The 21,754-nt window shown below is 70.3% G+C and carries 21 protein-coding genes; 7 read left to right on the forward strand and 14 right to left on the reverse strand.

Annotated elements, in window-relative coordinates:
* Positions 1-48: 48 nt before the first annotated feature.
* On the forward strand, positions 49-588 hold the full coding sequence (locus tag Q0Z83_RS40975) for an RNA polymerase sigma factor (protein WP_317788781.1): 540 nt from the start codon (positions 49-51) through the stop codon (positions 586-588).
* On the forward strand, positions 585-1,649 hold the full coding sequence (locus Q0Z83_RS40980; protein WP_317788782.1) for a hypothetical protein: 1,065 nt from the start codon (positions 585-587) through the stop codon (positions 1,647-1,649). The genes Q0Z83_RS40975 and Q0Z83_RS40980 overlap by 4 nt, the downstream gene beginning before the upstream one ends.
* Before the next feature lie 3 nt (positions 1,650-1,652).
* On the opposite strand, the gene Q0Z83_RS40985 is transcribed toward Q0Z83_RS40980, so the two are convergent.
* On the reverse strand, positions 1,653-2,942 hold the full coding sequence (locus Q0Z83_RS40985) for a DUF2252 domain-containing protein (protein ID WP_317788783.1): 1,290 nt from the start codon (positions 2,940-2,942) through the stop codon (positions 1,653-1,655).
* A gap of 49 nt (positions 2,943-2,991) precedes the next feature.
* Here Q0Z83_RS40985 and hemC point away from each other — a divergent pair, with 49 nt between their 5' ends.
* Positions 2,992-3,936 (forward strand): hydroxymethylbilane synthase, encoded by a 945-nt coding sequence (gene hemC / locus Q0Z83_RS40990; RefSeq protein ID WP_317788784.1) that lies wholly within the window; start codon positions 2,992-2,994, stop codon positions 3,934-3,936.
* Positions 3,937-3,980: 44 nt separating this feature from the next.
* Here hemC and Q0Z83_RS40995 read toward each other — a convergent pair whose 3' ends face one another.
* From Q0Z83_RS40995 to Q0Z83_RS41010, 4 genes are read right to left on the reverse strand one after another with little or no spacing between them, the layout of a single operon-like run.
* A complete protein-coding gene (locus tag Q0Z83_RS40995; RefSeq protein WP_317788785.1) occupies positions 3,981-4,508 on the reverse strand; it encodes an NADH-quinone oxidoreductase subunit B in 528 nt (175 codons plus the stop codon).
* 4 nt (positions 4,509-4,512) lie between these two features.
* The gene (locus Q0Z83_RS41000) at positions 4,513-5,658 is read right to left on the reverse strand and encodes a Fic family protein (protein ID WP_317788786.1); all 1,146 of its coding nucleotides are present in this window, start codon (positions 5,656-5,658) and stop codon (positions 4,513-4,515) included.
* A gap of 29 nt (positions 5,659-5,687) precedes the next feature.
* On the reverse strand, positions 5,688-7,112 hold the full coding sequence (locus Q0Z83_RS41005; RefSeq protein WP_317788788.1) for a pyridoxal phosphate-dependent decarboxylase family protein: 1,425 nt from the start codon (positions 7,110-7,112) through the stop codon (positions 5,688-5,690).
* A 10-nt stretch (positions 7,113-7,122) separates the two neighbouring features.
* Entirely contained in the window at positions 7,123-8,517 is a 1,395-nt protein-coding gene (locus Q0Z83_RS41010; protein WP_317788790.1) for an MFS transporter, read from the reverse strand.
* 49 nt (positions 8,518-8,566) lie between these two features.
* Between Q0Z83_RS41010 and Q0Z83_RS41015 the strand changes: the two genes are divergently transcribed.
* Entirely contained in the window at positions 8,567-9,958 is a 1,392-nt protein-coding gene (locus Q0Z83_RS41015; protein ID WP_317788791.1) for a gamma-glutamyltransferase, read from the forward strand.
* Positions 9,959-9,965: 7 nt separating this feature from the next.
* Here Q0Z83_RS41015 and Q0Z83_RS41020 read toward each other — a convergent pair whose 3' ends face one another.
* Positions 9,966-10,889 (reverse strand): NAD-dependent epimerase/dehydratase family protein, encoded by a 924-nt coding sequence (locus Q0Z83_RS41020; RefSeq protein WP_317788792.1) that lies wholly within the window; start codon positions 10,887-10,889, stop codon positions 9,966-9,968.
* 110 nt (positions 10,890-10,999) lie between these two features.
* Between Q0Z83_RS41020 and Q0Z83_RS41025 the strand changes: the two genes are divergently transcribed.
* Positions 11,000-11,683 (forward strand): TetR/AcrR family transcriptional regulator, encoded by a 684-nt coding sequence (locus Q0Z83_RS41025; RefSeq protein WP_317788793.1) that lies wholly within the window; start codon positions 11,000-11,002, stop codon positions 11,681-11,683.
* On the opposite strand, the gene Q0Z83_RS41030 is transcribed toward Q0Z83_RS41025, so the two are convergent.
* On the reverse strand, positions 11,673-11,984 hold the full coding sequence (locus Q0Z83_RS41030; protein WP_317788794.1) for an MGMT family protein: 312 nt from the start codon (positions 11,982-11,984) through the stop codon (positions 11,673-11,675). The genes Q0Z83_RS41025 and Q0Z83_RS41030 overlap by 11 nt on opposite strands.
* 62 nt (positions 11,985-12,046) lie before the next feature.
* On the opposite strand from Q0Z83_RS41030, the gene proB reads away from it, so the two are divergent.
* Both proB and Q0Z83_RS41040 read left to right on the forward strand, forming a co-directional pair.
* Positions 12,047-13,159, forward strand: coding sequence for a glutamate 5-kinase (gene proB / locus Q0Z83_RS41035; protein WP_317788795.1), 1,113 nt, complete (start codon positions 12,047-12,049; stop codon positions 13,157-13,159).
* Positions 13,160-13,171: 12 nt separating this feature from the next.
* Positions 13,172-14,413 (forward strand): glutamate-5-semialdehyde dehydrogenase, encoded by a 1,242-nt coding sequence (locus Q0Z83_RS41040; RefSeq protein WP_317788796.1) that lies wholly within the window; start codon positions 13,172-13,174, stop codon positions 14,411-14,413.
* 15 nt (positions 14,414-14,428) lie between these two features.
* Here the strand turns inward: Q0Z83_RS41040 and Q0Z83_RS41045 are convergent, their stop codons facing one another.
* The 7 genes from Q0Z83_RS41045 to Q0Z83_RS41075 form a co-directional block, all read right to left on the reverse strand.
* Entirely contained in the window at positions 14,429-15,187 is a 759-nt protein-coding gene (locus Q0Z83_RS41045; RefSeq protein ID WP_317788798.1) for a hypothetical protein, read from the reverse strand.
* Positions 15,184-15,648, reverse strand: a complete 465-nt coding sequence (locus Q0Z83_RS41050) for a hypothetical protein (RefSeq protein WP_317788800.1) — start codon at positions 15,646-15,648, stop codon at positions 15,184-15,186. Before Q0Z83_RS41050 ends, Q0Z83_RS41045 begins: the two co-directional genes overlap by 4 nt.
* 68 nt (positions 15,649-15,716) lie before the next feature.
* Positions 15,717-16,181, reverse strand: a complete 465-nt coding sequence (locus Q0Z83_RS41055) for a hypothetical protein (protein ID WP_317788801.1) — start codon at positions 16,179-16,181, stop codon at positions 15,717-15,719.
* Between the two features lie 194 nt (positions 16,182-16,375).
* Positions 16,376-17,179 carry a prenyltransferase/squalene oxidase repeat-containing protein gene (locus Q0Z83_RS41060; protein WP_317788803.1) on the reverse strand — a complete coding sequence of 268 codons (804 nt, stop codon included), beginning with the start codon at positions 17,177-17,179 and terminating at the stop codon, positions 16,376-16,378.
* 88 nt (positions 17,180-17,267) lie between these two features.
* Positions 17,268-18,449, reverse strand: coding sequence for an adenylyltransferase/sulfurtransferase MoeZ (gene moeZ, locus Q0Z83_RS41065; RefSeq protein WP_317788804.1), 1,182 nt, complete (start codon positions 18,447-18,449; stop codon positions 17,268-17,270).
* Positions 18,450-18,558: 109 nt separating this feature from the next.
* Positions 18,559-20,724, reverse strand: coding sequence for a DUF3152 domain-containing protein (locus Q0Z83_RS41070; RefSeq protein ID WP_317788805.1), 2,166 nt, complete (start codon positions 20,722-20,724; stop codon positions 18,559-18,561).
* Between the two features lie 70 nt (positions 20,725-20,794).
* Positions 20,795-21,709, reverse strand: coding sequence for a DUF3152 domain-containing protein (locus tag Q0Z83_RS41075; protein ID WP_317788806.1), 915 nt, complete (start codon positions 21,707-21,709; stop codon positions 20,795-20,797).
* Positions 21,710-21,754: the final 45 nt, after the last annotated feature.

Genomic DNA, 21,754 nt, shown 5'->3' on the forward strand with positions numbered 1-21,754 from the left:
TCCGGGGCCGGGGTGCAACGTTTCGCCGGGCGGCCGCGTGTAGTCCCCGTGACCCCCAGATCCGCACTGGAGACACCCATCCGGGCCGATGCCGATCCGCCCAGCTTCGACGATGTGTACGCCGCCGCGTACGCCGACCTCGCCGTGCAGTTGTACGCGTACTTCGGCGACCGGCAGGAGGCGCAGGACGTCGCCCAGGAGGCGTTCTGTCGCGCCCTGGCCAGGTGGAACACCATAGCGAGGTACGACGATCCGGTCGCCTGGATCCGCCGGGTCGCCTGGAATCTGGCCGTCAGCCGGTGGCGTCGCGCCCGAACCGCCCTCAACTTCCTGCGCAGGCAGCGCCCGGACGAACCGCGGACCGAAGGACCCGGGCCGGAACGGGTCGCCCTGGTCGCCGCGCTCGGAACGCTGCCGCCGGCTCAGCGCCGAGCCATCGTGCTGCATTACCTGGCCGATCTGCCGGTCGCCGAGATCGCCCTGCGGGAACGCGTCACCGAGGTGACGGTCCGCTCCCACCTGCACCGGGGGCGGGCCGCGCTCGCCGCCCGGCTCAAGTCTTCCGAGTCGCACGGGGGTGCGTCGTGACCACCGATCAGCTGAAGGACCTCTTCGACGAACTGCGTGAAGAGACGGTGCCGACGATACGGCCACCCGGCGCCGCGGCGGCCCGACGTACCTTGCGCAGGCGCCGTGCCACCACCGCGGCCGTGTCCGCCGCGGCGGCGGTCGTGGCGATCGCCGGCGGCATCACCGTCGTGGCCGGACACCGCGAACCGGCGCCCCGGCTGACCCCCGCTCCCCCGGCCGCGTCCGCGTCCACCGGGCCGGAACGCACCGCGCCGCAACTCACCGGGCCGGAACGCACCGCGTTGAACGCGATCGCCGACGGCCGCCCGATGGTGACGGTCACCTCGCCCGTGGTCGCCGGATACCAGTGGGCGAAGAAGATCTACCCTCCGGTGGTCGAGTTCACCGCGGCGTGCGCCGGCACCGGCGAGATCACCCTCACGGTCACCGGCGGCTCACCTCTCGACCACAATCGGTTCAAGACGCATGACATGCCGATCAAGGTGCTCTGTACATCGTCGCCCGAACCGGTGCGCGCGGAACTGATGACCCCCATCGGCGTCGGCCTGACCGTCCGGCTGACGGATGCGAAGGGCGCCGGGCGATCCGGTTTCGCGTTCTCCCTACTTGGCACCGGCGACGAGGAGTTCGCCCCCGACGACAAACGGCTCGACATCGAATCCCTGGTCGGCGGCCCGAGCGGCGAACTCGACGACGGCCGCGTGGTGCGAGCCGGTGGCGGGGTGCCCAGTTTCGAACCCGGTCACGGACTCGGCCCGAGCGGCTGGACGGAAGTCGACGGAAACGGGCCGTACGACCTGGTCATGGCCTGCCGCGGCGCGGGCACCTACACGCTGGAGCTCCGACTCGGCGCCCAGCCCGACATGACTGACGTCCAGAACGTTCAGCCCACCGGACCGCCGGTGGTGGCACAGACCATCCCGTGTACGGCCGCGCCGCAGCGGTACTCGTGGCCCGTTTCCGGTGCAATCGGGACAGGCGTGACGATCTGGGAGGACTACGAGAACACGACAGACACGACGGGCACCGTCGCCTGGTCGCTGGTCAGCCGCGAATAGCCGTCACAGGCCGGGGAGGCGGCCGTTGCGGAAGACGTCGACGAAGTCCTGGTGGTCCTCGCGGGCCTGGTCACCGTACTTGTGCGCGAACTCGACCAGGTGCTGGAGGAAACCGGGCTCGTCCTTGTCGACGGCCGCGACGATCGCCTCCTCGGTGGAGAAGTCCACCAGGTCGTGGCTGGACTCGTCATCGGCCACCGAATGCATCCGGGCCACCGCTCGGCCCAGGTCGGCGATCACCCCGGAGAGCTCCTCCGGTTCGTTCACGTCAGACCAATCAAGGTCTGCGGCGTACGGGGAGACCTCCGCCACCAACTGCCCCACGCCGTTCAGTTCGGTGAACCCGAGCCACGGGTCGGCGTGTGCCTGCAGGGCCCGCTGCGACTCGGCCGTACGGTGGCCCTGGTGTTTGAAGTAGCCCCTGACCCGATCGTCGTCGATCCAGCGGGCCACGGCCGGGACCTGCGCCTGCTTCATGTAGATGACGACGTCGTTCTCCAGCGCCTCGGTGTGCCCCTCCAGCAGCAGGTTGTAGGAGGGCAGGCCGGCCGATCCGATGCCGACGCCCTTGCGCAGCTTGATGTCCTTGATGTGCAGCGACACCGGCCGGGACGCCTGCGGCAGGGTGGCCAGATAACGGTCGAACGCCTCCCGGACCGCCGCGTGGGTGGTCGCGTCCACGTCGTAGACGCCGTCACCGATCGAGAACCGGCGCTCGTACTCGTCGATCGTGGTCTGCTCGTTGAGCAGGTCGACCCGGGTGTTCAACCGAGCCTCCTGGAGCACCCGGCGCAGCACACCTGTCGCGTTCTCCAACGTGATCGAGCCGATCGCGTCGTCACCGCCACGTGCGATCGCTCGCAACTCGGTCAGATAGGACTGGGCGAACTCGGTCACCAGCGCGGTGATGTTGTCGTCGGAGAGCGCCTTCGAATACCCGATCAGCGCGATACTCGCCGAAAATCTCTTCAGATCCCAGCTGTACGGCCCGACGTACGCCTCATCGAAGTCGTTGACGTTGAAGACCAGGCGGCCGGACGAGTTCATGTACGTCCCGAAGTTCTCCGCGTGCAGGTCACCGTGGATCCACACTCGGCTCGTGCGCTCGTCGAGGAAGCTGTCGTCGCGGAAATCGCCGCTCAGATCGGCGTAGAAGAGCGAAGCGCTGCCCCGGTAGAAGGCGAACGGCGAGGCCGCCATCTTCCGGAACTTACGGCGGAAGGCGGCCGGGTCGAGCGCCATCAGCTCGCCGAACTCGCGGGTCAGTACGTCGATGATGAAGTCGGCCCTCATAGGGGTCACGGTACTCAGCCCTGAGGGGCCGGCGGTTACCCTTTCCGCTATGTCCGCTTCACGCTTGCTGCGTATCGGCACCCGCTCCTCCCCCATGGCCCTCGCCCAGGTCGAGCGTGTCCGGCGGATGCTCGCCGACCGACGGCCCGACGTGGCGGTCGAGGTCGTCCCGCTCAGCACCAGCGGCGACCGGTGGCAAGGAGCGTTGTCCGAGCTGGGTGGCAAGGGCGCGTTCACCAAAGAGGTCGATCAGGCGCTCCTCGACGGGCGGGCCGACCTCGCCGTGCACTGCGTGAAGGACGTTCCGGGCGACCGGCCCGCCCCGGCCGGCACCGTGTTCGCCGCCTATCTGGCCCGCGACGACGTGCGGGACTGTCTCGTCGCCCCGGTCGGGGGCGACGGCTCGCGCGGCTCGGTCGGGCGCCGGATCGACGAACTGCCCGCCGGCACCCGGGTCGGCACCTCGGCGGTCCGGCGGATCGCCCAGCTCGCCCTGCACTGGCCGGACCTCACCGCCGTGCCGATCCGCGGTAATGCCAACTCGCGGCTCGCACGCCTCGACGCCGGGGATTACGACGTACTGCTCCTCGCCGTCGCCGGCCTGCACCGGATCGGCCTGCCGGAACGCATCGGACACATCATCGACGTGGACACGTTCGTGCCCGCCGTCGGCAGCGGGACGCTGGTGCTGCAGTGCCGGCAGGACGACGAGGCGGCACTGGAGATCGCCGGGGTGCTCGCCGACCACCGGACCGGGCGGGAGACCGAGGCCGAGCGCACCATGCTGCACATCCTCCAGGGGAGTTGCAGCTCGCCGATCGGCGGTTACGCCCGTACCGAACCGGACGGGCGACTGAGCCTGCGGGCCCGGGTGATCAGCCTGGACGGCAAGACGGTGCTGGACGCCCACGAGTGGGCCACCGATCCGGTCGTGCTGGGCACGTCGGTCGCCGCGTCCCTGCTCCGGCAGGGTGCCCGGGAGATCCTCGGCTAGCCACGCCGGTTCACCTCGCCGGCGGCTTCACCAGCGGGGCGGGTTCACCTCGCCGGCGGTTTCACCAGCGGGGCGGTCAGAGCCAGCGGGTCGGGGCGGTGCACGCCGCCCGGGCCGGACTGCTCGGCCGCGATCTTCTCCTGCAGCCGCAGGATGCCGTGCAGCAGCGCCTCCGGCCGGGGTGGGCATCCGGGCACGTAGACGTCCACCGGAATGATCTGGTCGACGCCCTTGGTGACCGAGTACGAATCCCAGTAGGGCCCACCACAGTTCGAGCAGGAACCGAACGAGATCACATACTTCGGCTCGGGCATCTGGTCGTAGAGCCGCTTGATGGCCGGCGCCATCTTGTCGGTGACCGTGCCGGACACCACCATGAGGTCAGCCTGCCGGGGCCCGTGCGCGAACGGGATGACCCCGAGCCGCATGAAGTCATGCCGGGCCATGCTGGACGCGATGAACTCGATGGCACAGCACGCGAGCCCGAAATTGAACACCCAGAGGGAGTAGCGGCGCCCCCAGTTCAGCACGAACCGGATGGGTTCCCCGAGCACTCCTGGCAGACCGGCCATCCGGTCAACCTAACGCATCCGGGTACGGCTGGCTCAGCGTCATGGGCGTGCGAGCCACCTCAAGCACCCGAGCCGGAAAGTTCGGCCCCTCGACGTAGTACCGGGCCCGCGTGCGGCCGACCGATTCCAGCAGCCCGGCGGCGGCAAGAGCCTTCAGGTCGCGCTGCGCCTGCTGAAGCGTCAAGCTCTCGGATTGTTCATAGTGAGCCCGCCGAAGCCGTCGGCTCACCGCGACATCGTGCAAGGCGGAGACCATCCGCTCCTCCAGTCCCTCACCTTCGGCGAACGGCAGAAGCAGCTCCCACACTGAGGCCGAGCGGCTCGCGCGATTCTGAACCGCCTGTGCCTGCTGGTGATAAGCGGTCAGATTGAACCGAATCCAGCTTGAGACGTCCTGGTCCGGTCGATAGCGGGAACCCTTACGCTGGAGTTCTTGGTAGTAGGCCCAGGTGTTCCGAGACCGGCCCAACCACGCCTCGATTGAGGAGAACTCGGGGGCCAGGACTCCCTCCCGAGCGATCATCAGGGTCTGCAACGATCGCGACATCCGGCCGTTGCCGTCCGGCCAGGGATGGATCGATACCAGGTGGAGGTGAGCCATGGCCGCCCGAACCAATGGATGACCGGTGTGATCGCCATTGAGCCAGTCCACCAACTCGGCCATCAAACCGGGGACTTCGGCGGCTTCCGGCGCTGTATAGGCTGCGACTTCTGCATTTTCCGAGTCGGTGACGTAGACCGGGCCACGTCGCCACTGGCCGGCGACCTTGTTACGGGTGTATCGGTGGCCCTGCAACATCCAGTGCAAAGCGTTCAGCAAGCCCTTGCTGTATTCGAAGTCGGCGACGTCATGCAGCGTCTGGATGTAGGTCACCATCCGCTGGTAGGCGAGCGTCTCCTCCCGGTTCTCATCGGAGACGTCGACGTCTTTCTCGCCCTCCATGAGGTCCTGAACGTCGATCGTGGACACGCGGAAGCCCTCGATGGTGTTCGACGCGGCAACCGCATCAGCGGTCAGGAACTTCCGCATGCCCATCACCCACTTGGCGGGGTTGGCCTGCACTTGATGCCGCAGGTTCTGCCGCATCTCCTCCAGGCTGCCGAGCACCTCTTCGTCGACTGAGGTCAGGGCGGGTGTGGGGTGAAGCATGAAGTCAACCTTACAACGCAATCATTGCGTCATCGCGTCACGTCAGCGGGTCGTTGGAGAAGGCTGAGGAAGCCGGTCAGAAGCGCCTCGCGGAGAGGCGGCGGAGCCGCGTTCAGGATCGTGTTCACCGTGGCCATCTGGGTGAAGTCGCCGGATCCCAGACCCAGGCCCTCGGCCAGGGAGGCGATCAGCTCCGGCGTGATCATCTCGGGAGTCAGGGGTGGCAGCGGCGGCAACTCGATCGGGCCACGAGCTTGAGCTGCGGCAACGGCGGCGGCCAGGTCGGGGGCGAAAGTGGGGGCGGTGGGATGCACGGCCGCGGTCACCGTCAGGTGGATCGTCGGCGGGTGGCCGGCATGGGACATCTGGGGCTGGGTGTGCCAGCCTCGGGCGGCCAGTTCGTCGGCCAGCACGAAGAGGTCGACACCGTCGGAGGCCAGGCAGACGACGCTGGTCTCGGCGGGGGCGTATAGACGGATCCCCTCGGTGGCCTCGACCGCGGCGGCCAGGATCTGGACCGACTCGCGGGTTTTTCGGGCCAGGTCCAGGTAACCGGTGTCGCCGATGCTCCGGAGCGTGGCGTAGGCGGCGGCGATCGGGCCGCCCGAGCGGGTGGACGAGATCACCGGGTTGACCATGGTGTAGCCGGGCCAGTCGGCGTGCGCGAAATACTGCGGGCGACGCAACTCCTCGGTCGCGTGCAGGAGGATCGAGACACCCTTCGGCGCGTAGGCGTATTTGTGCAGGTCGACCGAGAGGCTGGTGACGCCGGGCACGGAGAGGTCGAAGCCGGGCAGGTCGGTGCCGAGGTGGCGAAGGTACGGCAGGATCCAGCCACCGAAGCAGGCATCCACGTGGAACCGCACCCCTCGCTCGGCGGCGATCGCGGCGATCTCCGGGATCGGGTCGACGACGCCGTGCGCATAGCTCGGGGCCGACGCCGCGATGAGCACCGTCTCCGGGGTGACCGCCGCGGCCATCGCCGACGGGTCGGCCCGCAGGTCGCGCACCGGCACGACATCCAACTCGACGCGCAGGTAGTGGGCGGCCTTGGCGAACGCCGCGTGCGCACTGGCCGGAACGAGCAGCCGGGGTGAACGGATCGACGGGTGGGCGTCGCGGGCCGCCTTGACCGCCAGAATCAGGGACTCGGTGCCGCCGCTGGTGACGCTGCCGACCGCCGCCGGACCGCCGCCGAGGATCCTCGCGGCCGCGCCGACCAACGCATTCTCCATCGCCAGCAGGGACGGGAAGGCGGTCGGGTCGAGGCCGTTGACGTGCGCGGACGTGGCGTGGGCGGCGCGGGCCAGATCGTCCAGGCCGTCGAGGGCCGGATCGTAGACATACGCGAACAGGCGGCCACCGTGCGTCGGCAGGTCACCGGCCCGCAGCTCGCGCAGCTCGGCGAGGATCTGCTCGCCCGCGACGCCCTTCTCCGGCAGCGCATCAGTCATGCCGGAGACGCTATCCCCTCTCGGGCGCCGAACCGTCGGTTGTCCACAGCGCCGACTTGTCCACAGGGTCACCGCCGGCGTCGGGACGATCGTCGTAGCGTCGCAGCAGCACCACGGCGACACCGACCAGGACGGCCGGCAGGACCGTGAAACCGAGCAGTACCCCGAGCCGTGCGCTGTCGCTCTGAGCTGCCGATTCGCCGGTGGCCGAGGAGGCGTAACCGAAGATTTGGAGGATCAATGCGTAGATACCGGGCCCGAGAGCCAGACCCAAGGTCTCCCCCGCGGTCCACAGGCCGGTGAAGACGCCCGCCTGGCGACGGCCGGTGCGCTCGGTGTCGTGGGCGATGCAGTCCGGCAGCATCGCCATGGCGAAGACCTGCTGGCCGGCATATCCGGCGCCGACCACGGCGACGATCAGGTAGACGGCGACCGCGGGTAGCGACGGGGCGGCCACGAGCGTGAGCGCGGCCAGGGCGAAGAGCAGCGAGGCGGCGGCCAGGGAGCGGAGTTTGCCGTGCCGGCGGCCGACCGCGGTCCACAGCGGCATCACCAGCAGGGCCGGGCCGACGAACGCGGCGAACAGGAAGGTCGCGCCGGACTCCTGGACGAGGACATGGTCGGCGAAGTATTTGACTCCGGCGAGCATGGTGCCGATGCCCGCGGCCTGGACGATCCAGCAGATCAGCAGGGCACGGAAGGGTGCGTTGCCGTTGGCCACGCGGAGTTGGGCCCGGAGGCTCGGCTCGGATTCGCCGGCTTGGCGGGACTGGGCTTTGCGCGTACCGAAGAAGGTGGCGAGCGTGCCCACGACGATGAGTGCGCCGACGAAGGCGCCGGACCATCGGTGTCCCTCCCGGCCGCCGCCGGTGAGTTCGACGACGAGCGGCGCGAGAGCGCCGGAGACCAGGATGGCGAGGGCCAGGACGGCGACCCGCCAGGTCATCAGGCGGGTGCGCTCGGCATAGCCGTCGGTGAGTTCGGCCGGCATCGCGACGTAGGGGACCTGGAAGAACGCGAAAGCGGTGGCGGCGGTCAGGAAGGCCACCGCGACGTACGCGCCGGAGGCGGCACCGCTCGGGAAGGGGGCCACGAAGATCGCGGCGAAGAGGAGTCCGAGAAGTAGCCCGGCAACCAACAGGAACGGCCGGCGCGAACCCCGGCGGTCGGAGATCCGGCCGGCGACCGGGTTGACGATGACGTCCCATGCCTTCGGTAGGAGAACCAGTAATCCGGCCACACCGGCGGCGACACCCAGGGTGTCGGTCAGATAAGGCAGAAGAAGCAAACCGGGCACCGTACCGAAGGCGCCAGTGACCAGTGACCCAAGCGCATATCCAGCCAAAACACCGCGCGGCAGGACACTCGTCGGGGTTACCACGGGAGAGGGACCACCGGTCGTCATCGACGCGCATCGTAACCAAGATCGGCCCGCTCCGCCTACGCTCGGCCGCATGAAAAGCGTTGCGGCAGGCGTCGCCGCCAGTCATCCGGCGACCGCCCGCGCCGGACTGCGGATCCTCGAGTCGGGCGGCACCGCGGCCGACGCGGCGGTGGCCGCCGTGCTGGCCTGTTGTGTCGCCGAGACGGTCTACACGGGGCTCGGCGGCGGCGGGTTCGCCACCTTCTTCGACGCGGGCTCCGGGGAGGTCACCTGCCTCGACTTCTTCGTCGCGGTGCCGGGTCTGGACCGGGACCGGGATGCGTCGGCGATGGTGGCGGTGGACGTGTTCTTCGGTGGGCTGCCGCAGATCTATTCGATCGGCGGGGCCAGCGTCGCGGTGCCGGGGGTGCCCGCCGGGCTCGGTGAGGTGCACCGGCGTTGGGGGCGGCTGCCCTGGCCGGAGGTGGTGGCACCGGCGGCCGGGCTGGCCCGGACCGGGGTGCTGCTGCCTGATGCGCACGCCCGGACGTTGGAGTCGTGCGCGCCGGCGTTGGCCTACGGCGAGGGGGCTGCTCTCTACCAACCCGGGGGGCGCCTGCTGCAGGGCGATGAGCTGCTCTTTCACCCGGGGCTGGCGACCGCGATGGACGCCCTGGCCGCCGACGGGCCGGAGGTCTTCTACACCGGGGAGTACGGGAAACTGCTCATCGACACGGTACGGGAAGCTGGCGGCAACATCGGACCGGCGGACCTCGCCTCGTACCGGGTCGAGTCGGTACCCGTGGAACACGCGTCGCTGGCCGGCTACCAGGTACACGCCCGGCGCGATCTGAATCGGACAGTCGACACGATTGGTGCGCTTCCCGCCGATCTCTCCCGGCCGAGTCGCGCGCCGGGGGTGGCGACGGCTCTGGTGAACCGGGGCCGGCAGCGGCTCGGCGACACCACGAACGTCTCGGTGGTGGACGGTGCCGGCAACGCCTGCGTGATCACCACGACGCTCGGGTTGGGCGCCGGGGTGTGGCTGCCGGGCCTGGGGATCAACCTGAACTCGATGCTCGGCGAGGGCGAGCTGCTCACCGAGGACCTGGTGCCCGGGCAGCGGATGTCGTCCTACATGTGCCCGCTCGTGGTGACCGGCCCGGATGGGGATCTCGCCGTGGCGGCGGGCTCGGCCGGAGCGTCCCGGATCCGGACCGCCCTGGTCGACACGCTGCTCGGGGTGCTGGTCGACGGGCTCGGCGTGCCGGAGGCGATCGCCCGGCCGCGCTTCCACGCGGTGGAGGACACCGTGCACGTGGAGGCCGGATACCCGGACGCCGAGCTGGCTGAACTGACCGGCGAGGGCTGGCAGATCGTCGAGTGGCCGGAGATCAACCACTACTTCGGCGGAGTCACCGCCGTGGGCCGGACCGGCGCGGCCGGCGACCCACGGCGCGGCGGCGTGGGGCTGCTGCTGTAGGCCCCGGTCACATCGTGCGGGCGGCGGTGGCCGAGGCGGCCGCCGCGGTCTCGCGCAGGGGCACGTCGAGGCTGGTGGCGGTGAGGCCGAAGGTGCGCTCGGTCAGTGTCGAGTCGAGGACGAACGGCGCGTAGAACTGGTAATCCATTTCGGCCATCTCACGTGCCATCGGGATCACCGCGCCGGCCGTGCGCATCACGAAGCGCGGCATGCTGCGCACCTTCAGCGGCGGCTGGCCGGTCAAGGCGCAGTACCGGGTGGCGAGCTCGCGGATGGAGACGGCCGGCGGGGACGGGACGTGCCAGGCCCTACCCCACGCGCGCTCGTCGCGGGCCAGCTCGACCAGCGTGCGGGCCATGTCGCCGGTGTAGGAGAAGGTGTGCGGGGCGTCCACGTCGGCCGGGCCCCAGGCGGTGCGACCCTTGGCCATGGCCGGCAGCAGCACGCTGGAGAAGACGCCCACCGCTCCGGCGCCCAGGTAGTCGGAGGCGCGGGCCTCGATCGTGCGCACGCCGCTGTCCAGAGCGTCCTGCCACATCTTGATCCGGATCCGACCCTTGCGGCCGGTCGCGGCGAGCGGGGTGTCCTCGGTCATCAGGCCGCCGGGCTGGGGGCCGTAGCCGTACAGATTGCCGGTGATCGCATAGACCGCGCCGGCCGACTTGGCCGCGGCGATCATCGCGTCGTTCATCGGGAACCACTTCTCAGCCCACTCGGTGTACTTCGGGTTCGCGCAGTTGTAGACGACCTCCGCGCCCTGGGCCAGCTCGGTGAGACGACGGGCGTCGGCCGCATCGGCGGCGGCCCGCTCGATCAGCGGATGCTGCGGGCCGCTGCCGCTGCGCGTGACGATGCGGACCCGCTCGCCCCGCTCGGCGAGCAGGTTGGCGACGGTGGAGCCGATCGGGCCGGAACCGATGACGAGGTGCATGATGTTCTCCTTGCTCACTTTGGAGAGCAGTGCTCTCTGTTGAGAACAACGATCGCACACGATCCCCCGAAAAGACAAGAGCAGTGCTCTCGTTGTGGCACACTGGCCTCATGAGCGCCGCAAACCTTCGAGCCCGGGTCCGGGCCGAGATGACCGAAGAGATCAAGTCGGTGGCGAAACGTCACCTGGCCACCGATGGGGCGAACCTGTCGCTTCGCGCTGTCGCCCGGGACCTCGGGATGGCCTCGTCCGCGGTCTACCGATACTTCGCCAGCCGGGACGAACTGCTCACGGCACTGATCATCGATGCGTACGGCGCGGTCGGCGACGCAGCCGAGCAGGCCGCCGCCGACAAGGCGACACCATTGGAGAAGTGGCTGGCGATCGGGCACGCGGCACGGGAGTGGGCCTTGGCGAACCCGCACGAGTGGGCGCTGATCTACGGCAGCCCGGTGCCCGGGTACTCGGCGCCCCGGGACACCGTCGAGCCCGCGACCCGGGTCATGCTCCTGCTCGGCGCGACGCTGGCCGAGGCGCACCGCTCCCACGAGATCACCGTCCGGCCGCCGCTCACCGGCCGTTTCGCGGAGGAACTGGCGGGTGTCGCCAGCGCTTACCTCCCGGACCTCGGCGCCCGTGTCATCGCCGACACCATCGCGGCGTTCTTCCAGATCTGCGGTGCCATCAGTTTCGAGCTCTTCGGCCAGCTCAACAACACGATCGAAGAGGACCGGAAGGGCTTCTTCGACTACCAGTTACGGGCCGCGGCGAACCTGGCCGGGCTCATCGAATGACGGGCGTCCAGCCGGCGTCCGCCATCAGCACCCGGTCGCCGCGCATCGGCACGCCCTCGGCCAGGAGCAGCGCCTTCGCTCGGGCCTCGTGACCCGGGGGGAGCCGGCCGCCACCGCTGCACACCCGGTGCCACGGGATGCCCCCGCCGTGCAACGCCATGATCCGGCCGACCTGCCGGGGCGAGTTGCGGCCGGACCGGTCGGCCAGCGCGTCGGCGATCGCGCCGTACGACATCACCCGCCCTGCCGGGATGCTCTCCACCAGCGCCAGGACCTCTTCGACGTACTCCTGCGGTGTCACAACCCGCCACGATATGGGATCGGAGGACTGTCGACGCGGCCCGGCCGAGCACAATGGGCCAGGTGCGGGAAGTGGTGACCGGTGCGCGCCGGATCGTGGTCAAAGTGGGGTCGTCCTCGCTGACCACCGCGACGGGTGGCATCGACGAGCAACGGGTCGACGCCCTCGTCGACGTGCTGGGCTCGCTGGCGACTGGCGGGCGTGAGGTGGTTCTGGTGTCCAGCGGCGCGATCGCCGCCGGGCTCGCTCCACTCCAGCTGCGCCGGCGACCACGTGACCTGGCCACCCAGCAGGCGGCCGCCTCGGTCGGTCAGGGTCTGCTGATCGCGCGGTATACGGCCGGGTTCGCCCGTCACGGGCTCACGGTCGGACAGGTGCTGCTCACCGTGGACGACGTGACACGCCGGGCGCACTATCGGAACGCGTACCGGACGCTGCGCAAACTACTCGACCTGGGCGCCCTGCCGATCGTCAACGAGAACGACACGGTCGCCACCGAGGAGATCCGGTTCGGTGACAACGACCGGCTCGCCGCGCTGGTCGCCGCGCTCGCCGACGCCGATCTGCTGGTTCTGCTCTCCGATGTGGACGCGCTCTACACCGGCAATCCGGCCGACCCGACGTCCCGGCGGATCCCGCTGGTTCGCGACGACACCGACCTCGAAGGGATCGCGATCGGCTCGGCCGGGCGGTCCGGGGTGGGCACCGGCGGCATGGTGACGAAGGTGGAGGCGGCCCGGATAGCGACCGGTTTCGGCATCCCGGTGGTGCTGACCGCGGCCCCGCTGGCCGGGCCGGCGCTGTCCGGCGAGGAGGTCGGCACCCTCTTCGAGGCGGCCGACCATCGGCCGGCCGCGCGGCTCTTCTGGCTGGCCCACGCGACCGCGCCACGCGGTCGGCTGCACCTCGACGAGGGCGCGGTCGCGGCGATCGTGGCCCGACGCAAATCGCTGCTGCCGGCCGGCATCACCGCGGTCGACGGTTCGTTCGCCGCCGGCGATCCGGTGGATCTGATCGATGCCGGATCCGGTACGCCGGTGGCACGCGGCCTGGTCAACTACGACGCGGTCGAACTGCCCGCGCTGCTCGGGCGGTCCACTCCCGAGTTGGCCGCGGCACTGGGGCCGGGATATGAACGAGAGGTCGTCCACCGCGACGACCTGGTGCTGCTGTAGAGAGGCTTCCTGATGAGTGTGCTGGAGCAGGCCGCGGCCGCCCGCATCGCGTCGTTCGATCTGGCCGCGGCCACCCGCGCCGAGAAGGACGCGGCCCTGCTGCTGATGGCCGACCGCCTGGTCGAGCGGACCGACGACATCGTGCACGCCAACGGCGTCGACGTCGCGACCGCCCGGGCGAACGGCACGTCCGAGTCGATGATCGACAGGCTCCTGCTGACTCCGGAGCGGGTCGCCGCGATGGCCGACGGCCTGCGCCAGCTCGCCGCCCTGCCCGACCCGATCGGTGACGTGGTGCGCGGGTCCACCCTGGCCAACGGCCTGGAGCTGCGGCAGATCCGGGTGCCGTTCGGGGTGGTCGGGATGATCTACGAGGGCCGGCCGAATGTGACCGCCGACGCCGCCGGCATCTGCCTCAAGTCGGGTAACGCGGCACTGCTGCGCGGTTCCGGCTCGGCCTTCTCGTCGAACGCGGCGATCGTCTCGGTGCTCCGCAAGGCGGTCGCCGACGCGGGCCTCCCGGCGAACACGATCCAGCTGCTGGATGCGACCACCCGCGACTCGGTGAAGGAGCTGATGCGGGCCCGCGGCCTGGTCGACGTGCTGATCCCGCGCGGCGGCGCCGACCTGATCAAGACCGTGGTCGAGCAGTCGACGGTGCCGGTGATCGAGACCGGGGTGGGCAACTGCCACGTTTACGTCGACGCGGCCGCCGACCTGGAGAAGGCGCTGGCCATCACGATCAACTCGAAGGCGCAGCGGCCCTCGGTGTGCAACGCGGCCGAGTCGCTGCTGGTGCACGCCGAGATCGCCGACACGTTCCTGCCGCTGGTGCTGTCGTCACTGGCCGACGCCGGGGTCACCGTGCACGGCGACGCGCGGGTGGCCGGTTACAGCGACGACGTGGTGCCGGCCACCGAGGAGGACTGGGGCACCGAGTTCCTGTCGCTGGACATCACGGTCGCGGTCGTCGACGGGCTGGATGACGCGCTCGACCACATCCGGCGGTACGGGACGGGCCACACCGAGGCGATCGTCAGCGAGTCGATGGGTGCCACCCGCCGGTTCGTGGCCGGGGTGGACGCGGCCGCCGTGATGGTGAACGCGTCGACCCGGTTCACCGACGGTGGCGAGTTCGGTTTCGGCGCGGAGATCGGCATCAGTACGCAGAAACTGCACGCCCGCGGCCCGATGGGTCTGCCCGAGCTGACCTCCACGAAGTACGTGGTCACCGGCAACGGGCACACCCGCTGAGCCGTTCCGCCGTGTTCACCGCCCGGCGGTGAAAGTCGTGGTGCTGGTCGCCGTCTGCCCGGAGCTGTCGGTGACCCGTACCCGCAGGGTGTAGGGGTTCGGCCCCACCGGGAAGTTCGCCATGGCGAACGGGACCGACCAGCTCGCGAGGTTCCCGGAGACGGTGAACCAGCGCTCGGAGCCGGAGTTGAAGTTGTTGCCGTTCCAGAACTTCGTGCCGGCCTGGATGCTGTATTCGACCTTGGTCACGGTTTGTCCGGCCGCCGGGGTGCTGGTGCCGCAGAATCCGGCGGTGGCGCATCCGGTCCAGGTCGCGGCGGTGTAGGTGGCCCGGTCCGCCGGGAAGGTCGTGGTGACGGTGGCGGCGGTCGCGACGGTGGCCGCGGCCCGGCCGCTGAGAGTGCCGGACCAGTTGCCGTGGACGGCTCGGACCGCGTACTCCCAGGCCCCGTCCGGCACACCGGTCTCGGTGCAGGTCGTGGTGGTGCGGACACCTGCGCACCCGGCACCGACGACGGCTGTGGTGCTGGTCCCGGCGTTGTATCGGACCACCTGATAACCGGTGGCGGCGGTGGCCGCCGACCAGTCGACGGTGACCGCCGCTCCGGCGACCTGGGTGCCGACCCCGCTCACCACGGGCATCCGGCCGGCCTTGACCGGGACGGTGCCACTGCCGGCGACGGCCCAGCCGGCCTGGGCGACCCCCGGTGAGCACAACAGAACCCCGATGGCCAGTCCGGCACCGGTGACGGCTTGCGCGGAGCGGATGGTCATCGGCCGGCCTTCCGGGCGGTGGCGTTGAGCCGGAGCGTGAACGTCGCGCCCTGACAGGCGTCGGCCACGGTCTTGGCTGGCATCCAGACCGGCAGGTAGCCGAGTGATACCTGCTTGCCGGCAGCGATCCGGGCGGGCAGCGCGGGTCGGCCGGCGTAACGGCCGATCGTCAGGTTCGCGTAGGTGGCCTTGCAGCCGGGACGCGAGGTGGCGACGAGATTCGCGGAGACCGCGGTGATCGAGACCGGGAAACGGTACGGGTTCTTCACCACGACCGTGAGCTTTCCCTTGTTGCCGGGGTAGAGGCCGGTCACCGCGGTACCGGAGACCCCGAGACCGGTCGGGCCGCCCTGCGCCGCCAGCGTGACGTCGACCGCCAGCGCGTCGTCGGCCGGGTAGGCGATCACGGCGCCGGTGACCAGCAGGGCCACGGACAGCACCATCGACAGTGGTTTGCGCACGGCCTCTCCTCTCCCGCGGTCACCGGTGAGCCGGTGGGGCGTACCCCCACCGGCTCTTCGATCTTGAATCAGGCGGCGCTGGCGCCGACGAGCGAAACGGCGACCGTGAAGGTGGCGCCCTGACAGCCGTTCTCGGCGTCGGCGATCATCGAGACGGCGTTGGTCAGGGTGACCTGCACGTTCCCCTTGGCCGGCACCTCGATGTCCTTGCCGGTCTGGTTCGCGAAGACGACGTTGGTGCCGGCGCAGTCGCCGATGCCGCCGCTGGCGGTGACGGTGCTGCCGATGATGTCGGCGACCTTCACCTTGTACGAGTTCGGGTTGTTGATCGTGATCTTGGCGTCGCCCGTCGCGCCCGGGTAGAGGTCGGCCGCCAGGGTCACGCTGCCGGTGGTCAGCGGCGCCGCGGTGACCGCCTGGGCCTTCGCCTCGCCGGTGCCCCGGGCGACCCAGGCGGCGTAGGCAGCGGTCGCGCCGGTGGTGACGGCGAGAGCGGTTCCGATGACGACGGCACGCTTGATGGACTTGCGCATGATCGCGGCTCCTCGAAGAAGTCTTCGTAGGCGCCGGTTTCGCTACTGACTCCCCGCCGGACTGGAGCGACCATCGTTATCGCCCAGCGGATCCCTGTCTCGCCCTGGCCCGTCGGGCCTGCAACCAGTTTGCCACCAAATCCAGACTTTTCCGGATCGCCCGAATTGCCGGTGCGGAGTGATCCGAACGGCTATCAGCGGAAGGCCCGCAGGGCGGTCAGCGTGGTGTTGACATCGAAGAGCGGACCCTCGTTGCTGTCCCAGCCGCCATCCGAACGCTGGGTCTCCGCCAGCCGCTTGCGGGCGCTCTGCAACAGCCAGTCGTCAGCGAGATTGACCCGGCGCAGCGCCGTCGCCATCGACGCCACGTCAGCCGGCGACATGTCCGGCAACCGGTCGCCGAGGACCTGCTGCACTCGCGCGGACTCGTAGTAGAACTGCTGCTGGTGCAGGAGAACGGCGGCGTGCCAGCCGGCGGCCAGGAAGGACGGCCACGTCCCGTCCGGCCGGATCTGGGTGACCACCCAGCCCGCGGCGGACCGCAACACCTCGCTCCACGGCGACCGGGTCTGATAGGGATCGATCTCGACGGACGCGGCGGTCAGCCAGAAACCGGCCACCGAAGTCTGGTAGAGGGTCGCCTCGGGATCACCGGGCAGCGCCCAGGCCGGCGCCTCATCGGCCAGCGACTCGTGCTCCTGCCAGGTGCCGTCGCCGCGCTGCGCGGCGGCCAGCCACTGCAACGCCTGGACCCCGACCGGACTGTTCAGCGCGCCGATCCCGTCGAGCTCGGCCAGGCGGTAACAGGTCGCGTCGATCGAGGGGATGCCGCCCTCGGCCGAGGCGGACCAGCCACCGGCGGCCATCTGGCCCTCGGCGATCCGCTCGACGGCCTCCGACGGCGCCGGCTGCCCCGTCCTGAGGTGGGACAACCGCGCCCGCTCCACCGGATCACCATGGGCGACCACATAGCCGATCGCGGCGTCTATATCGATCACAGTGACGACGGTACGCGCCGGATCTGTGAATCGCAGGCCTGTTCCATCCGGGGAGTCACCCGATGGTGACCCCCCGGACAGAGATCCGTCAGTACGACGGCAGTGACGGGTCGATCAGGTTGACCCACGCCACGATGCCGCCCTGGACGTGCACGGCGTCCTTGAACCCGGCCGACTTGAGCGCGGCGAGGGCCTCGGCCGAGCGCACGCCCGACTTGCAGTGCAGGACGATCTGCTTGTCCTGCGGGAACTTGGCGAGCGCCGCACCGGAGAGGATCTCGCCCTTCGGGATCAGGGTCGCGCCGGGGATCCGGTTGATCTCCCACTCGGCCGGCTCACGGACGTCGACCAGGAAGATGTCCTTGCCGCTGTCCTGCCAGTCCTTGAGCTCACGGACCGAGATCGTGGAGCCGGTGATCGCCTCCTGCGCCTCCTCGGAGACCGCGCCGCAGAAGTCCTCGTAGTCCTCGAGCAGGTCGGTGACCGTCGGGTTCTCTCCGCAGAGCGCGCAGTTCGGGTCCTTCCGGACCTTGATCTTGCGGTACTCCATCTCCAGGGCGTCGTAGACCATCAGGCGCCCGACCAGGGGCTCACCGATGCCGGTGATCAGCTTGATCGCCTCGTTGACCTGGATCGACCCGATCGACGCGCAGAGCACACCGAGGACGCCGCCCTCGGCGCAGCTCGGGACCATGCCGGGCGGCGGCGGTTCCGGGTAGAGGCAGCGGTAGCAGGGACCGTGCTCCTCCCAGAAGACCGATGCCTGGCCGTCGAAACGGTAGATCGAGCCCCAGACGTACGGCTTGCCGAGCAGCACCGCGGCGTCGTTCACCATGTACCGCGTGGCGAAGTTGTCGGTGCCGTCGACGATCAGGTCGTACTGGCTGAAGATCTCCTTGACGTTGTCCCGGTCCAGCGCGGTGTTGTGAATGACCACGTTGACCAGCGGGTTCACCTCGGCGATGCTCCGGGCCGCGGACTCCGCCTTGGGCGTGCCGACATCGGAGACGCCGTGGATGATCTGGCGCTGGAGGTTGGACTCGTCGACCGTGTCGAAGTCGATGATGCCGAGCGTGCCCACACCGGCCGCGGCCAGGTAGAGCAACGTCGGCGAGCCGAGGCCGCCCGCGCCGACCGCGAGGACCTTGGCGTTCTTCAGCCGCTTCTGCCCGTCCATCCCGACATCGGGGATGATCAGGTGACGCGAATAGCGGCGGATCTCGTCGACGCTCAGCTCAGCGGCCGGCTCGACGAGCGGGGGCAGAGCCACATTCACTCCCCGGGTTCGGTGGTAAGGATCGCCGCCCATTGTTGCTCGATTCGCAGGCGCGAATCCATGACGTTGGCCACGGGCCCGACATGCGGGATCGCGGAATAATTCAGGCTATCGGCTTACCCGCGTAACGCTCGCCGTCCAGATAGGGCCACGCGTTCGGTGTACAGCCCTTCAACCCGAAGGTCTGCTGCTGCATCACCGGGGCCTTCTCGCCCTCGCCGGGGCAGGCCTCGTGCCCGTGCCCGAGCTCGTGCCCGACCTCGTGATTGATCGTGTAACGGCGGTAGGTGTCCAGCTTGCCGTCGTATTCCGGCACCGCGTCGGCCCACCTGTCGGCATTGATGATCACCTGACCGGGGACCCGGCACGAGGTGTAGCCCTCGGTGTCCAGCCCACCCGTCGCGCACATCTTCTCCGACGTCTTCGCCGAGGCCAGGTAGATGGTGAAGTCCGCGTCACTCGACTTCGGCACCCGCCGCAGCCGCAGGCGCCCGTCGTTGATCCAGCTCCGCTCGTCGCCGAGAGTCTCGTCGATCGCCTCGGCGAACCCGGTGGGCGACGTGTCGTCGACGTTCTTCTCGACCGCCACCCGGAACCGGTAGAGCCGGCCGCCGTCGCCGAGCATCGGGCCGCGCTCCTGGGCGTACCCGAACTCTCCGGCCTTGCCCTTGCCGGCGGATTCGCCGCCGCCGTCCGCATCGGTCTTGGCCGGCACGTCCCCGGTCGCCTGCGGCACCGGTCCGGCCGCCGGGCCGACGCCCGCCGGCTCGTCCGCGCGTTGCGCGGCCTCCTTACCCGGAGCGAGCGGTCGCTCGTCGTCGCGCAGCTCATGACCGACGATCAACACCAAGATCACCAGCAGGAGGTACGCCACCAGCACCGCCCTCCGGCGACGACGGACCCGACGGCCGGCGGCCGTCTCGGTCACCGCGTGCCGTGCCGATCCGGCGGCCCGCGAGTGCGCGGGCACGTACTCGTTCTCCGGCTCCGGGTGCTCCAGCACCGACGGCAGGAACTCGGGTTCCGCCTCCACCTGTCGGTGGATCTCGACGGTGGACCGGTTCCGATCCGGCGGCACCACGTAGAGGTGCTCGTCGGCCACCGCTTCCGGCGGCTCCGGCTCCTCGGCCTCCCACGGGTCCTCCACCCGTGGTGGCACCGTCGCCGGGACGTGGATGTTCTCGGCGAGGTTGCGCTCCAGCAGCGACTTCGGCGGCCACAGGTTGTCCGGCAACTCGGCGGGCAGGCGCACACTCGGCGGCAGGCCCCGGTTCATGGTTCGCGGGTACTGCTCGTCGGGGCTCGTACCCGGCAGGAACACCGCGGGCGGCTCGGGATCCGGCTCGGACTCCACCCGGTGCGGGACGGCGTGCTCCGCGGGCGCCCCGAGCCAGCCGTTGTCGGCCGACGGGGTGGTCTCCGTCCGGCGGGCGGTGGCCCGGGTCCGCCGCGGGGCGGTGGCACGCGGGTTCAGGTACGCACCGGGCGCGGCCATCGGGTCGTCGTCCGCCGGAATGGGCGGTTCGGGCTCGGCCGGACGGGGGCGGGAGGCGGCCACCCGTTCCGCCGCGAGCTCCAGGATGCCCCGGGTCAGCGGTGGCGGCACTGCGTGGCTCTGTGGCTCGCTCAGGGCGGGCGTGGGGGGCTCCGACTGCGGCCGGGCCTTCGCGGTGCTCCGGCGGCGGGCCGGCTTCTCCTCCGCGGGCGGCGGCGGCTCGATCGGTGTCGGGGTGCTCCTGCGGCGGGCCGGTGTCTGCTCCACCGACAGCTGTGCCTCGGACGACGGTGCGGTCCTGCGGCGGGCCGGTGTCTGCTCCACCGACAGCTGTGCCTCGGACGACGGTGCGGCCCGCCGGCGTCGCGGTGGCTTCTCCTCCGCGGGCAGTGGCGGCTCGATCGGCGCGGTGGCCGTCTTGCGGGCCGGAGCGCGACCGGTGGCGGTCCGCGACGAGGTGGACTTGACCGGGGGCTCGCCGGATTTTCGGCCGGTCTCCGTGCCGGTGCTCCGCCTCTCCGTGCCAGTGCTCGGCCTCTCCGTAGCCGTGCTCGGCCTCTCCGTGGCGGGGCTCCGTCGGATGCTCTTGCGGGCGGGCTCGGCCGGCGCGGTGAGCGGTGACCGGGTGGTGGCCGTGGACGCGGCTACGGTGCGCCGCCGGGCCGGCTTCTCGTCGGCGGGCGGCTGCTCCGCCTCGGCCCGGGAGCGCGCGGCCCGGCCACGCCGGTCGGTGCCGGCGTCCGGGTCAACGGGGCCATTTGTCGCGTTTGCCATAGCAAGCGTCAGCCTGCCACGACTCACCGTCTGTCACAGGACTTTCGGATTTCCGTACCCGGAGGACGGCTCAGAGCCGGGGTCCGGCCAGGTCGCGGTTGTTGCTCCGCGGCCAGGACCAGGGCACACAGCCACGCAGGGTCAGCGTCTGCTGGACCATCACCGGGGCTCGACCACCCGCTTGCGGGCAGCCCTCGTGCCGGTGGCCGAGCTCGTGCCCGACCTCGTGGTTGATCACATACTGCCGGTAGGCCGCGAGATCGGTCCCCGCACGCAGATAGGGCTGCGCCGACAACCGCCAGCGATCCAGGTTGATGATCGCCTTGCCGACCGCCCGGCACGACGTGAAGGGCACCCCGCCGATCCGGATGTTCGTGCCACCCACCTCGCACATCCGGCCGGCCGTGTCCCGGGTGGCCAGGTAGACGGTGAAGTCCGCCTGGTCCGACCCGGCCACCATCTGCATCCGGACCGACCCGGAGCCGATCCAGCTCCGCTCGTCCTCCAGGATCGCCCGCACCTGTGCGGCGAACGCGGCGACGTCCTCCCCGCTGCCCTTCTCCACGGCGACCTTGAACCGCCGCAGTCGGCCACCGGACCCGGCGACCGGACCGCGCTCGTTCGCATACTCGAACCGACCGGAACCCTTCACCGGCACCGGCCCGTCCAGCTTCATCAGGCCGGCGGCCGGGAAGATCGAGGTCGGCGCCTTCACCTCGTCGGTGACGACCGCCGACGGCGACGGCGACGGACTCGGCGACTGGGCGGGCGACGCCGCGGCCGCCGCGTGACCGGGCGGATCGGTCCGCGAGTCGAACGGACGGCCGACCGCGACCACGGTGAGCAGCACCAGTGCCGCGGCCAGGATGACCAGCCAGGTCTGACGCCACCGGTCTCCCGGGGACAGTGGTCGTGGCTCAGGGGCGGGGCCGGCGGGAGTGGTCATCGCGGTCCAGACTCGCACGAAACCGGTCACCGCTCCCACCCCGAAAGGATCTTGTGCGGTTCACTACATCGCGCAACCGATCCA

Source organism: Actinoplanes sichuanensis, assembly GCF_033097365.1.
GTDB classification, from domain to species: Bacteria; Actinomycetota; Actinomycetes; order Mycobacteriales; family Micromonosporaceae; genus Actinoplanes; species Actinoplanes sichuanensis.